Origin of the sequence: Saccharopolyspora shandongensis (assembly GCF_900106995.1) — a bacterium.
Taxonomy (GTDB): Bacteria; Actinomycetota; Actinomycetes; order Mycobacteriales; family Pseudonocardiaceae; genus Saccharopolyspora; species Saccharopolyspora shandongensis.
This window is the reverse complement of sequence record NZ_FNOK01000008.1, coordinates 213,029-226,020: the sequence shown is the minus strand read 5'-3', so window position 1 is coordinate 226,020 and position 12,992 is coordinate 213,029. Positions and strand designations below refer to the sequence as shown.

General features: G+C 70.9%; 10 protein-coding genes. 5 read left to right on the top strand and 5 right to left on the bottom strand.

Features of this window, described 5'->3' with window-relative positions; genetic code table 11:
- Positions 1-8: 8 nt before the first annotated feature.
- Positions 9-1,283: an ATP-binding protein gene (locus BLW84_RS11640; RefSeq protein WP_093264836.1), complete on the bottom strand. Its 1,275-nt coding sequence runs from the start codon at positions 1,281-1,283 to the stop codon at positions 9-11.
- A 277-nt stretch (positions 1,284-1,560) separates the two neighbouring features.
- Between BLW84_RS11640 and BLW84_RS11635 the strand changes: the two genes are divergently transcribed.
- Positions 1,561-2,463, top strand: coding sequence for a LysR family transcriptional regulator (locus tag BLW84_RS11635; RefSeq protein ID WP_093264834.1), 903 nt, complete (start codon positions 1,561-1,563; stop codon positions 2,461-2,463).
- A 3-nt stretch (positions 2,464-2,466) separates the two neighbouring features.
- Here BLW84_RS11635 and fdhD read toward each other — a convergent pair whose 3' ends face one another.
- A complete protein-coding gene (gene fdhD / locus BLW84_RS11630; protein ID WP_093264832.1) occupies positions 2,467-3,303 on the bottom strand; it encodes a formate dehydrogenase accessory sulfurtransferase FdhD in 837 nt (278 codons plus the stop codon).
- A gap of 89 nt (positions 3,304-3,392) precedes the next feature.
- A complete protein-coding gene (locus tag BLW84_RS11625; protein ID WP_093264831.1) occupies positions 3,393-5,678 on the bottom strand; it encodes an FdhF/YdeP family oxidoreductase in 2,286 nt (761 codons plus the stop codon).
- 279 nt (positions 5,679-5,957) lie between these two features.
- Here BLW84_RS11625 and BLW84_RS11620 point away from each other — a divergent pair, with 279 nt between their 5' ends.
- Both BLW84_RS11620 and BLW84_RS11615 read left to right on the top strand, forming a co-directional pair.
- Positions 5,958-7,172 carry a molybdopterin molybdotransferase MoeA gene (locus BLW84_RS11620; protein WP_093264829.1) on the top strand — a complete coding sequence of 405 codons (1,215 nt, stop codon included), beginning with the start codon at positions 5,958-5,960 and terminating at the stop codon, positions 7,170-7,172.
- Between the two features lie 160 nt (positions 7,173-7,332).
- Positions 7,333-8,373 (top strand): phosphotransferase enzyme family protein, encoded by a 1,041-nt coding sequence (locus tag BLW84_RS11615; protein WP_093264828.1) that lies wholly within the window; start codon positions 7,333-7,335, stop codon positions 8,371-8,373.
- Positions 8,374-8,484: 111 nt separating this feature from the next.
- Here BLW84_RS11615 and BLW84_RS11610 read toward each other — a convergent pair whose 3' ends face one another.
- Positions 8,485-9,222, bottom strand: coding sequence for a TioE family transcriptional regulator (locus BLW84_RS11610; protein ID WP_093264825.1), 738 nt, complete (start codon positions 9,220-9,222; stop codon positions 8,485-8,487).
- Positions 9,223-9,554: 332 nt separating this feature from the next.
- Between BLW84_RS11610 and BLW84_RS11605 the strand changes: the two genes are divergently transcribed.
- Positions 9,555-10,697: an erythromycin esterase family protein gene (locus tag BLW84_RS11605; RefSeq protein WP_093264822.1), complete on the top strand. Its 1,143-nt coding sequence runs from the start codon at positions 9,555-9,557 to the stop codon at positions 10,695-10,697.
- A gap of 85 nt (positions 10,698-10,782) precedes the next feature.
- Here BLW84_RS11605 and BLW84_RS11600 read toward each other — a convergent pair whose 3' ends face one another.
- Positions 10,783-11,346, bottom strand: a complete 564-nt coding sequence (locus BLW84_RS11600) for a CGNR zinc finger domain-containing protein (protein WP_093264819.1) — start codon at positions 11,344-11,346, stop codon at positions 10,783-10,785.
- 133 nt (positions 11,347-11,479) lie between these two features.
- Between BLW84_RS11600 and BLW84_RS11595 the strand changes: the two genes are divergently transcribed.
- Positions 11,480-12,781: an MFS transporter gene (locus BLW84_RS11595; protein WP_245761078.1), complete on the top strand. Its 1,302-nt coding sequence runs from the start codon at positions 11,480-11,482 to the stop codon at positions 12,779-12,781.
- Positions 12,782-12,992 lie beyond the last annotated feature (211 nt).

Sequence of the window (12,992 nt, the reverse complement as noted above, 5' to 3'; positions counted from 1 at the left end):
AGCAGCCTCTACAGCCTGGTGTACGCGTCGATGTCGCGCTCGAACTCGGTGATGGCCTCCGCGGTGAGCGTGGGGCGGGTGTCCGCGATCGCCTGCAGGTACTCGTCGGTCGTCGCGAGGTCGCCGCGCTCGTGCAGCACGTCGCGCTCGAACGCGGTCTGCGCGCCCTGGCGCGCCGCGAACTCGATGTCCGCCGGGGTGAACAGCTCCGTCCGCTCCACCAGCAGGTCCAGGTCGACGTTGCCGCGCGCCGGGCCGAGGTAGCGCGACCAGATCGCCCGGCGCGCGGGCGGATCCGGCGGCCCCACCGGGATCAGGTAGTCGAACCGGCCCGGCCGCAGGAAGGCTGGATCCAGCGAGCTCACTGAGTTGGTGGCGCAGACCAGCAGGCGGTGGTCGTGCTCGCGGAATCCCGGGATGAGCTTGAGCAGCTCGTTGGTCACGCCGTGCGCGGGGCCCGCCGCCGGGCTGGAGCGGGTCCCGGCGATCTCCTCGACCTCGTCGATGAACAGCACCAGGTCGTCGAGTTCCTCCAGTTCCGCGAACACCTCCCGCAGGGAGGTCGCCAGCCCGTCCGGGGAGGCCGCGGCGAGACGGGACGGGAACAGCTCCACGAACGGCCATTTCAGCCGGGAGGCGATCGCCTTGGCGAAGCTGGTCTTGCCGGTGCCCGGCGGCCCGAACAGGACGATCGCCTTGGGCGGCAGGACCCCGTGGCGCTCGGCCTGCTCGCGGTGCGAGATCGGCAGCACGACCCGGCGTTCGATGACGTCCTTCTCCCGCCGCATGCCCGCCATCGCGTCCCAGCCGCCGGGCGGCAGGAGCCTGCCGCCGAGGTGTTCGAGGACGTCGAAGTCGGCGGGGTCGAGCTCCTGCACCTTCTCGAAGTAGGTCAGGTCGGTGCGGGGCCGGTAGCCGGAGTTCTCCATCGCCCGGAAGCCCGCGGCCCCCTCCGACACCAGGCTGGCGATGCGGTGCACCCCCGCGCTGCGCAGCTTCTTCTCCAGCTCGGCCAGCAGCGCGCTGCCGATGCCGCGGTTGCGCCACCGGGCGTCGAGGGCGAACATCGCCAGCCAGGCCCGGTCGCCCTCCACCTTCGACGCCGCCATGCCGACGACGTCCTGCTGCACCACCGCGACCAGGGCCGGGTGCCCGGCCCGCGCGAGCGACACCACCTCGGCGGCGGAGAACGCCGGCTCGCCGCCCTCCCTGCTCTGGTCCCAGATGTGGATCGCCTGGTCCAGGTCGTCGTCGTGGAAATCGCGCACCCGCCAAGTCGGCACGGCCCACCTCCCGGTCTTCCGCGCTGCGCGGCCGCGCCGGCCGCGAGCCTGTGTCGGGCATTACGAGTCGGGGTTTTCCGCGGTGCCGTTCCGCCTTCGCCGAATCGGCACCGGTCGAATTCTCCGCCGGGCATTCGGGGAAAGTCAAAGAGACATTTTCGATTTCGAAATAGGTCGCACCTATTTGCGCGCCGGGACGCCGTGTGCATGCGACGATACGCGGCTTTCGCATCCCGGGATAGGATGTTCCGCGGTCCTCTGGCGTTAGGTGAACAGAATGCTCTTCCGGCAGCTCGAGTACTTGGTGGCATTGTCGCGCGAACGGCATTTCGTGCGGGCCGCGCAAGCGTGCTCCGTTTCCCAGCCGGCGCTGTCCGAGGCGATTCGGAAGCTGGAGGAGGAACTCGACGTCCCGCTGATCCGCCGCGAGCGCCGTTTCCAGGGCCTGACGCCGGAAGGCGAACGCATCGTCCGCTGGGCCGAGAAGATCCTGGCCGACCGGGATTCGATGCGGCTGGAGGTGAGCGCCCTGCGCACCGGGCTGACCGGTCAGCTGTCGATCGGCGTCATCCCGACGGCCGCGCCGGCGGTGCCGCTGCTCACGGCGCGGTTCTGCGCGGAACACCCGCTCGCCCGCGTGCAGGTCATGGCGGACCTGCCCACCGACGAGATCTTCCGGCGGCTGCAGAACTTCGAGCTCGACGTCGCGATCGCCTACCTCGCCGACGCCGAGGCGGCCGGCATGGTCAGCGTCGCGCTGTACCGGGAGCGGTACGTGCTGCTGACGCCGGCCGAAGGTGAGTTCGCCGCCCGCGAGTCGGTGACCTGGGCGGAGGCCGGGCGGGTGCCGCTGTGCCTGCTGACGCCGTCGATGCGCGGCCGGCGCACCCTGGACGCGGTCTTCGCCGAGGTCGGGATTTCGCCCGTCCCGCAGCTGGAAACCGACTCGATTGCGGGCCTGTGCGCGCACGTCGCGATGGGACGGTGGTCCAGCATCGTGCCCGCCCCGTTCGCCCGGGCCATCAGCGACGCGACCGGGGTGCAGGCCGTTCCGCTGGTGGCCCCGGAGCACGAGGCGCGGGTCGGCCTGATGACGACCGCGCGGGAGCCCGGATCGGTGATGGGCCGGGCGTTCATCGAGGTCGCGCGGTCGGTGGACGTGGCAGGCGCGCTGGAGTGATCCTCACGGCACCGGGTCCGGCCGCAGCCGCTCGGCGCCGCTGTAGACGTTCATCGAGGTGCCGCGCAGGAAGCCGATGAGGGTCAGCCCGGCGTCCGCGGCCAGGTCCACGGCCAGCGAGGACGGTGCGGACACGGCGGCCAGCGCGGGGATCCCGGCCATCACCGCCTTCTGCACCAGTTCGAAGGAAGCCCTGCCGCTGACCATCAAGACCGAGTCGCGAAGCGGCAGCCGGCCCGCGCGCAGGGCGTCGCCGACGACCTTGTCCACCGCGTTGTGCCGCCCGACGTCTTCGCGCAGGCAGGTGAGCCGGCCGTCGGCGGTGAACAGCCCGGCCGCGTGCAGGCCGCCGGCGCTGTCGAACACCCGCTGGGCTTCCCGCAACCGGTCGGGGAGGACGGCCAGCGTCGACGGGTCGATCCGCAGCGAGTCCTCGCCGAGGGGCCAGGTCGTCGTGGTGCGCACCGCGTCCAGGCTCGCCTTGCCGCACAGCCCGCAGGACGACGTGGTGTAGAAGTTCCGCTCCAGCGACGCATCCGGCGGTGCGACACCGGGAGCGAGGGCGACGTCGACGACGTTGTAGGTGTTGCCGCCGTCGGAGGTGGCGCCCGCGCAGTAGCGGATCGAGGTCACGTCGTCGGCCGAACCGATGACGCCCTCGCTGACCAGGAATCCGACGGCGAGGTCGAAGTCGTGCCCCGGGGTGCGCATGGTGACGGTGAGCGGGCGGCCGCCGACCCGGATCTCCATCGGCTCCTCGGCCGTCAGGGTGTCCGGCCGCTGCGATCGCACTCCGTCGCGGATGCGCAGCACCGGCCGTCGCACGGTCACTCGGCCCATCGTCGCGTCCTTTCCTCGATTTCACCGGGCGATCCCGGCACGACGTGGTGTCCACATCGGATCGATCCGATGTGGACGTTCCGGTGGTGTCAGGAGCGGGGTTCCAGCCGGACCACGATTCCCTTCGAGGTGGGCGTGTTGCTGATGTCGGCCACGCTGTCCAGCGGCACCAGGACGTTGGTCTCCGGGTAGTACGCGGCGGCGGAACCGGGCGTCGTCGGGTACGCGACGACGCGGAAGTCCCGCGCCCGCCGCTCGACGCCGTCGTGCCACACGCTCACCAGGTCCACGGCGGCGCGGTCGGCGAGCCCGAGCGCGTCCAGGTCGACGGGGTTGACGAGCACGACCCGACGGGCGTTGTGGATGCCCCGGTAGCGGTCGTTCGGCGCGTACGGAATGGTGTTCCACTGGTCGTGCGAGCGCAGCGACTGCAGCACCAGATGCCCTTCGGGCGCGCTCAGCATCTCGAACTCGTTGCGGGTGAAGACCGCCTTGCCGCTGGGCGTGCGGAAGACCCCTTTGTTCACCGGGTTCGGCAGCGCGAACCCGCCCGGCCGGGCCACCCGCGCGTTGAAGTCCTCGAAGCCCGGCACCACCCGTGAGATGCGGTCCCGGATCGTGCCGTAGTCCGCCTCGAACTCCTCCCACGGGATGTCGGGATCTGCGCCCAGCGTCAGCCGCGCCAGGCGGCCGAGGATCGCCACCTCGCTGAGCAGCATCTCCGAGGCCGGTTCCAGCCGACCGCGCGAGGCGTGCACCACACTCATCGAATCCTCGACGGTGACGAACTGCTCGCCGCCGGACTGGATGTCCCGGTCGCTGCGCCCCAGCGTCGGCAGGATCAGCGCGATCTCGCCGCACACCGCGTGGGAGCGGTTCAGCTTGGTCGAGATGTGCGCGGTCAGCCGGCACCCGCGCATCGCCCGCTCGGTGGCCTCGCTGTCCGGCGTGGCCCGCACGAAGTTCCCGGCGACGCCGAGGAAGAACCTGGCCCGGCCGTCGAGCATGGCCCGGATGGAATCCACCGAGTCCCAGCCGTGCTCGGCCGGCGGGGTGAAGCCGAACTCCCGCCCCAGCGCGTCCAGGAAGGACTGCGGCATCTGCTCCCAGACGCCCATGGTGCGGTCGCCCTGCACGTTGCTGTGCCCGCGCACCGGGCAGGCTCCGGCTCCCGGCTTGCCGATGTTCCCGCGCAGCAGCAGGAAGTTGACGATCTCGCGGATGGTGGGGACGCCGTGCTTCTGCTGCGTCAGGCCCATCGCCCAGCAGACGATGACGCTCCTGCTGGCCAGCACCCGGTCGCGGGCCTGCTCGATCTCCTCGCGGGACAGCCCGGTGGCGGCGCGGACCTCGTCCCACGAGACCTGGCGGGCCTGCTCGGCGAACTCCTCGAAGCCGGTGGTGTGCGCGCGGATGAACTCGTGGTCGAGCACGGTGCCCGGGGCGGCGTCCTCGGCCTCCAGCAGCAGCCGGTTCAGCGCCTTGAACAGCGCGAGGTCGCCGCCGGGGCGGATCTGCAGGAACTGGTCGGCGATGGCGGTGCCGCGGCCGACGATCCCGCGGGCCTTCTGCGGGTTCTTGAACCGGATCAGCCCGGCCTCGGGCAACGGGTTCACGGCGACGACCTGTCCGCCGTTGCGCTTGGTCTCCTCCAGCGCGGACAGCATCCGCGGGTGGTTGGTGCCGGGGTTCTGGCCGACGACGAAGATCAGGTCGGATTCGTGGATGTCGTCCAGGCTCACGCTGCCCTTGCCGATGCCCAGCGTCTGCTGCATCGCGGCACCGCTGGACTCGTGGCACATGTTGCTGCAGTCGGGCAGGTTGTTCGTGCCGAACGCCCGCGCGAACAGCTGCAGCAGGAACGCGGCCTCGTTGTTGAGCCGGCCCGAGGTGTAGAACAGCGCCTCGTCCGGCGAGTCCAGCGCGCGCAGCTCGTCGGCGAGCAGGCCGAGGGCGTCGTCCCAGCTGATCGGCTCGTAGTGGTCCGACCCGGGGCGCTTGACCATCGGCTCGGTGAGCCTGCCCTGCTGGTTGAGCCAGTAGTCGGACTTGGCGCCGAGCTCGGAGATCGGGTGCTGCCGGAAGAAGTCGGCGGTGACCCGGCGCGACGTGGCCTCGTCGTTGACGTGCTTGGCGCCGTTCTCGCAGTACTCGTTGAGGTGCCGCTGCTTCGGGCCGGGTTCCGGCCACGCGCAGCCGGGGCAGTCGATTCCCTTGGTCTGGTTGAGGTTCAGCAGCGTCAGCATGGTTCGCCTGACCGAGGTCTGGCCCAGCGAGTACTCCACGGCGTGCGCCACGCCGGGCAGTCCCGCGGCCCAGGTCTTGGGCGGGGTGACCGAGAGGGCGTCCGCACCGGGATCTTCGATCTTGCTCATGGCGTGACAACCCCTCGTCCGTTTCGGAATTCCGCCGCGCTTTTCAGCGTTCGGGACCGGCGGGAGAAAGTCAAAGAGGGAGCGGCGATGATCTGATAGGCGCCGCTTATCGACCCCGGTGCGATCGGTGATAGGCATCGCTTATCGGCTGGTAGGGGCCTCCGCTTTGACCATTCGGACCCGGTACCGGAAACTGGTGCCCGACCGGGATTTCCGCATCGCCGAGAATTGCGAACCGCACCAGGCGTTCCGTCGGCGGCGCACCGGGCGGGGAATCAGATGGATCTCGCTGCACGAATCGGCGCCGAGGCGCCCGCGAAGAGCTGGGGGCAGGCGCGGGACGCCGCCAGGGACGCCGGGGAGCCGCTGCCCGCGGTTGCGCGCGAGCTCGCCGACGCGCTCGGCCACGCCCTCGCCGAACCGCTGGTCGCGCTCACCGACCTGCCGCCGTTCGACACGTCCGCAATGGACGGTTGGGCCGTGGCCGGGCCGGGGCCGTGGCGGCTCGGCGGCACCGGCGTGCTGGCCGGCGGGCGGCCGGAACCGCTGGCGGAGGGCACCGCCGTGAGCATCGCGACCGGCGCCGAGCTGCCACCCGGCCCGATCGCGGTGCTGCGCAGCGAGCACGGCGAGGTGGAGAAGTCGGCCCGGATCCTGTTCGACCGCGCGCCGAGCCCGCCCGCCCCGGGCCGCGATGTCCGGCCCCGGGGTCAGGAATGCCGCTCGGGCGAGCCGCTGCTGCCCGCCGGTACGACGGTCACGCCCGCCGTGCTGGGCCTGGCCGCGGCGGCCGGGTACGACCGGCTCGTCGTCCACCGGCGCCCGACGGTGGAGCTGCTGGTGCTCGGTGACGAACTGCTGGACTCCGGTCTGCCCCGCAGCGGCGCGGTCCGCGACGCGCTGAGCCCACTGCTGCCGCCGTTGCTGCGATGCGGCGGCGACGTGATCGGCCGGCGCCGGATCGCCGACGACTTCGAGCTGTTGCACGACGCGATTCGGCACTCACCGGCCGACGTCGTGGTCACCACCGGCAGCACCGCCGCCGGTCCGGTCGACTTCCTGCACGCAGCACTCGCCGAGACCGGCGCCCGGCTGCTGGTCGACTCCGTGGCCGTGCGGCCAGGGCATCCGATGCTGCTCGCGGAGCTTCCGCCAGCCGCGGACGGGCGGAACCGCCGCCTCGTCGGGCTCCCCGGCAACCCGCTCGCGGCCGTCGCGGGAACGGTCACGCTGGCCTTGCCGCTGCTGCGCCGCCTCAGCGGTCGGCCGGACGCGGAGCCGCGACGCGTCGCGGTCTCGGTCGAGCTGCTCGGCCATCCGCGAAGCACCAGGCTGCTGCCGGTGCTGCTCCGCGAGAACGCGGTCGCGCCGCTTCCCTTCGACGGTCCCGCGATGCTGCGCGGTCTCGCGCTCGCCGACGGCCTCGCGGTGGTCCCGCCCGGCGGTCTGCCCGTCGGCTCCACTGTGGACGTTCTGGAGGTGCCGCGGCCGTGATCACCCGGCGGGCTGCGACGGCTCCACGGTGACCTCGAGGTGCTTCATCAGCGGCTGGTCGCTCATGAACACCAGCGTGCGACCGCCGGGGCGCGCAGGAAGGCCGTTGCCGCCGACCGGAATCCGATCTCGGTGTCGTTCGCGGTGCTAATTTGGCGAAATGGCCCGCCCGTTCGAGTCGCTCGCCCGTTCATCTCAGCTCAAGCGGCTGCGTGAGCTCGCCTTTCCCACCCTCGAACGCCACGGCGTCGAAACGCGCGGGATCCGGCTCGTGCAGTACGAGGACAACGCCGTCTTCCTGGTCGACGCCGGTTCCGCGAAGTACGTCCTGCGCATGTCCGTGCGGCACGGCCGGAGCCCGCAGGAGCAGCGCTCGGAACTGGCTTGGCTGGCTGCGCTCGCGTCGGAAAAAGTAGTGCTGGTACCGAAATCCGCGGGGGAGGGGCGGGTGATCACGCAGCCGCTCGCCGGCTGGCCGGAGCCGGTGACGTCGGTCGTGTTCGAGTGGATTCCGGGGACGACGGCGCCGTCGTACTCGTCCCCGGGCGTCGCCGAGCAACTCGGCCGCCTCACCGCGAGGCTGCACGATCACGCGCACCGGTACCGCCCGCCCGCGGAATTCGCGCGACCGTCCTGGAACTTCGACGACGTGTTCACCGGCGGCGCCGCGCTGGCGGATCCGAAGGCGCGCGCCCGTCTCGACCGGGCGGAGCTGGATCTGCTGGGCCGGGTGTCGGCGATGGTCGGCGACCGGATGCCCGATCGCACCCCGGCGGACTGGGGGCTGAGCCACGCCGACCTCCACCGCGGCAACCTGGTCCGCACGCCGGGCGGCGACACGGCGGTCATCGACTTCGACGACTGCGGGTGGGGCTACTACGCCCTCGACATCGCCACGGTGCTCTCCTCCGTGCTGCGCGTCTGCGACGCGCGGTCCTACGCCCGGTTCGCGGCGGGATACCTGCGCGGATATCGCGCGGTGCGCGAGCTGCCCCCGGCGATGGCCCGGTTCGACGAGTTCCTCGTCATGCGCGACGTGATCATCCTGAACTTCGTGCTGAGCTCGGCGAACGAGGCGGTGCTGAGCTGGGGGCCGGGCCGGGCGAAGGAGATCTTCGAACTGATGCGGGCCTACGCGGAAACCGGGGAGTACGCCGGTCACCTGGACGTCACCGGCATGTCGCGGACGGCACCCGCTTGACGCGAATCCGCAAGCATGCGTGGACAGAACGCCACATGGAGATCGGGCTGCAACGACTGGGAGCAACCCGCCGCATCCCGATGCCCGGCGGCGCGGGTCAGCGGGCGTGCCTCAGGAAGTGGTTGGTGCCGACCGGGATTCGTCGAGCAGGCCCAGGTAGCGGCTGAGGTGGGTGGCCGCGTCGAGCATGGCGCGGCCCTGCGCCGTGAGCTTGCGCTGCCAGTCGGCCAGGGCGCGGGACAGCGCCTCGGTGCCGCCGGCCGTCCGGATCTGCTGGACCACGGTGGAGATGTGGCCCAGCGGGTAGCCGCCGCGCCGGAGGAGGTGGGCGAGCTCGGCGTCGCGGATGTCGCTCGCGCGGTAGCGGCGGTATCCGGTGGCCGGGTCCCGCGCGGGGACGAGGACGCCGGCGTCCTCCCAGTTGCGCAGGGTCGCGGGCGTGACGCGGAGCCGGTGCGCGAGTTCGCCGATGTTCAGGGGCACGGCGGTTTCCGGCTGGTCCGGCGCGGCATCAGGCTCCGCAGTCAGGTGATCTACGGCTTTCCGCACCGCGTCGAGGGTTTCGCGGTCGCGGAGCAGCTGGCCGTGGCCGCGATCGATGATCAGCAGGGCGTAGTCGAGCGCGTCGTCGTGGAGCGCGTTCATGATCTGGCCGCCGGCCGCGTGGCCGTACGCCGAGACGAGGGCGAGGTAGGCGCGCAGGGCTGCCGCGTGCACCTCGGTGTAGACCCGGTAGCCGCTGTGCGTGCGTTCGGCGGGCGGGAGGCACCCATCCCGCTCGTAGTTGCGGACCGCCTGGGTCGAGATGCCGTGCTCGCGCGCGAGGTCGGCTGGTCGCAAAGTTCTCACCGGTTTGAGACTTTACCGCATGGAGTCGTGACCATTGCTCCGGAAGTCTCAATAAGGTTTTTCCAACCTCGATTTGCGTGGCGGTGCGGGTGGCGGAACCTCAGAGGCTCCCTGGTCTGTGGGTGCCCCTCCTGATGTATGTCCGATACACGGCGTCAGGGCCGTCCTCGCCAGGAAGCCTCTGAGGACCCGCGGCGGTGCAAGTGTCGTAGGTGGGCTATGCGCCTGCGGCGCATGCGACACCCCATCGACGTGCACCTTTGCGGCCCGCGGCTGCGGGCCGACCAGGATGAAAAGGCTCAACCGATCTTTCAAGGATACGATTCAGACACATGAGTCAGGACATCAACGACTTCGTGACCCCGGCGTGCGACCTGCTGGCCTTCGGCGAGCCGACGCACCTGGAGCAGTCCTTCGGGCGGGTTCGCAACCGGCTGTTCGCCCAGCTGGCCGACCGGGGCTTCCGGTCGATCGCCCTCGAAACCGATCGCGTGGCCGCGCACGCCGTGAACGACTACGTCCAAGGGGGCGCGGGCACCCTCGACACGGCGATGAGCGAGGGTTTCTCCCACGGCTTCGGGGAATTCGACGCCAACAGGCGGCTGGTCGCCTGGATGCGCGAGTACAACGAGAACCGCCCCGCGGAACAACGCCTGGTCTTCCACGGCTTCGACGCCGCCATGGAGACGATGAGCGCGCCCAGCCCGCGCGGCTACCTCGAATTCGCCCGCGACTACCTGGGAATCGACCTCGACCTCGCGAGCCTCGCCGGGGACGACGAGCGGTGGAGCCGCACGGAGGCGATCCTGGACCCGGCCGAGTCGGTCGGCGACACCGCCGAGGCGGAGAAGCTGCGAACGATCGCCGACGACATGCTCACCACGTTCTACGTGCGCGCACCGGAGCTGATCGCGGGGACATCGCGCGCCGAGTGGATCAGGGCCAAGACGCGCCTCACCGCCGGTCTCGGCCTGCTGCGCTACCACAAGCAGTCGGCGAAGCGCATCGAGCAGAGCGTGCGGGTCGCCGGCCTGTCCGCCACCCGGGATGCGCTGATGGCCCAGAACCTCCTGGAAATCCGGGACATCGAGGCCCGCCGCGGCGCGACGCTGGTCTCCGCGCACAACCTGCACCTCAAGCGGAGCCCGAGCTACATGCGCATGGGAGACATGGACGTCAACTGGTCCGGGGCCGGCGCCATCCTCGCTTCGCTGATCGGCGAGCAGTACACCGTCGTCGCGGGCAGCCTGGGCCGCAGCGCCGCCATCGGCCTCGGAGAGCCCGAGCCGGACACCTACGAGGGCATCCTGCAGACCCGCATCACCACCTGGGGCCTGGCGAAGCCCACCACGATCACGGCGGCCCGCACACGCACCGACACCACCCCGCAACAGGGCTACTTCCCCCTCGACGAGGCGATCCTCGGCGCGGTCGACGCGATCCTGCACATCGCCGACGGCGCGATCCCGGAGTGACGTGACCGGCGCTGCCGTTCGCGGGATTGCCGTGCGGTGAACCACGTCGCTGCTTTTCACCAAAGACTGCCGCGGCGTTCGCCGGTCACCGGGGCGAATCCGGTGACCGGCGGTTGCGCGAGGCGAAGCTGCGGGCCTTGTTGCGGTTGCCGCAGACCCGCATCGAGCACCAGCGCCGGCTGCGGTTCTTCGAGTTGTCCCAGAAGACCCAGCCGCAGTCCTCGGCCGGGCAGCGCTTGATCCGTTCGATCTCACCGGTGATCAGCAGTACGGCGAGCGCGGACGCCAGGGTGGCGAACGCGCGGGGCACGGCGGGCAACTCCGGTGCCGGTCGCAGGGCGGGGCCGTCGTCCTGCAGCGCAGCGGAGGCCGAAACCAGCAGCGGCAGCTCGCGCAGCACGGAATCGGCTTCGGCGAGCACGTGGGCACGCTGGTTCTCGGTGCCGAGCAGTTCCCGGACGCCGCTGCGGAACCGGTGGCAGCGGTCGTGGTCCTCGGCGGTGACGACCGGCGTCGAAGTGGTCAGGTCGGCATCGGCCAGCCACCGGGCCAGGCCCGCAGTGTCGGCGAGCGCGTCGGTGTCGTCCTCGATGTCGACGGTGTTCGCGAAGGCGATGACCAACTCTGCCTGCGCCGACGGATCGGTCACCGGGCCACCTCCCTGACGTTCGATAACCGGTCAACGCAATGGCAGGTTACCCATTCGCGGGATGGCTGTGTAATGATTCGCGTCGCCACTATCCACCTAAAGGCTTTTGCTGGTTACATCGAGGTGTGTTGAGATGACTGACCGACTCGCCGAGCACGCGCCCCCGGACATGGCGGCGCTCCGGGAGCCCCGCGATCGCAGCGCGCACAACACGCTGGTCCTGGTGGTGTTCACCGCGATCACCAACCTGGCCGACGGTGTGATCAAGATGGCGTTGCCGCTGATCGCGACGACGCTGACGGCCTCGCCCGCCGCGGTGGCGGCGGTGTCGATGACGCTGACGCTCCCGTGGCTGCTGACGGCGCTGCACGTGGGCGTGCTGGTCGACCGGTTCGACCGCCGGAAGCTGTTGTGGCTGGCCAACTCGATGCGCCTGCTGACGCTCGTCGCGCTGCTGTTCGCCCAGTTCTCCGGCGCGATCACCTTGTCGCTGCTGCTGGTCGGCGGCGCGGTGCTGGGGATCGCGGAAGTGATCGCGCTGACCTCGGCGATGGCGCTGACGCCGACCGCGGTCGGGCCGCGCTGGCGGGAACGGGCCAACGCCTGGATCACCGGCGCGGAGACGGTCTGCAACGAGTTCTGCGGCCCGTTCGTCGGCGGCCTGCTCGTCGCCGCCGGAAGCGCCTTCGCCCTCGGCGCCACCGCCGCCGGATACGTGCTGGGCACGGTCGTGCTGGTGTTCCTGGTCGGCCGGTTCCGCGTGCCGCGGTCGGTCGATCGGGCACCGGAGAGCGTGAGCCGCCAGATAGGCAGCGGCCTGCGATACCTGTGGCGACAGCGGCTGCTGCGGCTGATGGCCCTGGTGCTGACCGTGCTGTGCTCCTGCTGGGGAGCGTGGCTGGCGCTGATGCCGCTGATGGCGACCACGTTGCTGCGCCTGGACGCCCGCGAGTACGGGGTGCTGCTGAGCGCGCTCGGCATCGGCGGACTGGTGGGGGCGCTGACGGTCACCACGGTCAACCGCCTCACCGGACGCCGGTGGGCGCTGTTCGCCGACCTCGTCGGCACCTTCGCGATGGTGGCGACGCCGGTGCTGACCACGGAGCTGTGGATCCTGGCCGCGGGAGCGTTTCTCGGCGGCATGGGCGGCACGCTGTGGGCGGTCAACTCGCGCACCATCGCGCAGTACCTGGTCGCCCCGGAGATGATGGGCCGCTACAGCGCGGTGGCGCGGCTGTTCAGCTGGGGAGCGATGCCGGTCGGCGCCGGAGTGGTCGGGCTGCTGGCGGAGTTCTTCGGCATGCGCGCGGCGTTCATCGTGTTCGCGGTGGCGGTCCTGATCACGGTGCCCGCGTTCCTGCGCACGGTGACTCCGCAGGTCCTGGCGGACGTCGAGGAGGCCAAGCGGCGACAGCTCGCCGAAGCCGCTTCCTGACGACTGGAACGAGGCGTCGTCCGGATCTCCCTGCGTCGCAGGAGGTTCGGGCGACTGGGATTCCGGCGATGGTGCGTTGCCGGAACGGCCGACGACGGTCGACTCCACGGGATCACCAGGAATTCAGGCGCCGAGTATCGGATTCGGCGCGGGCCGCCGCCCATTGAGAACCCGAACGGTCGACGCGGTCGCGCATCCCGATCGTGTGCGC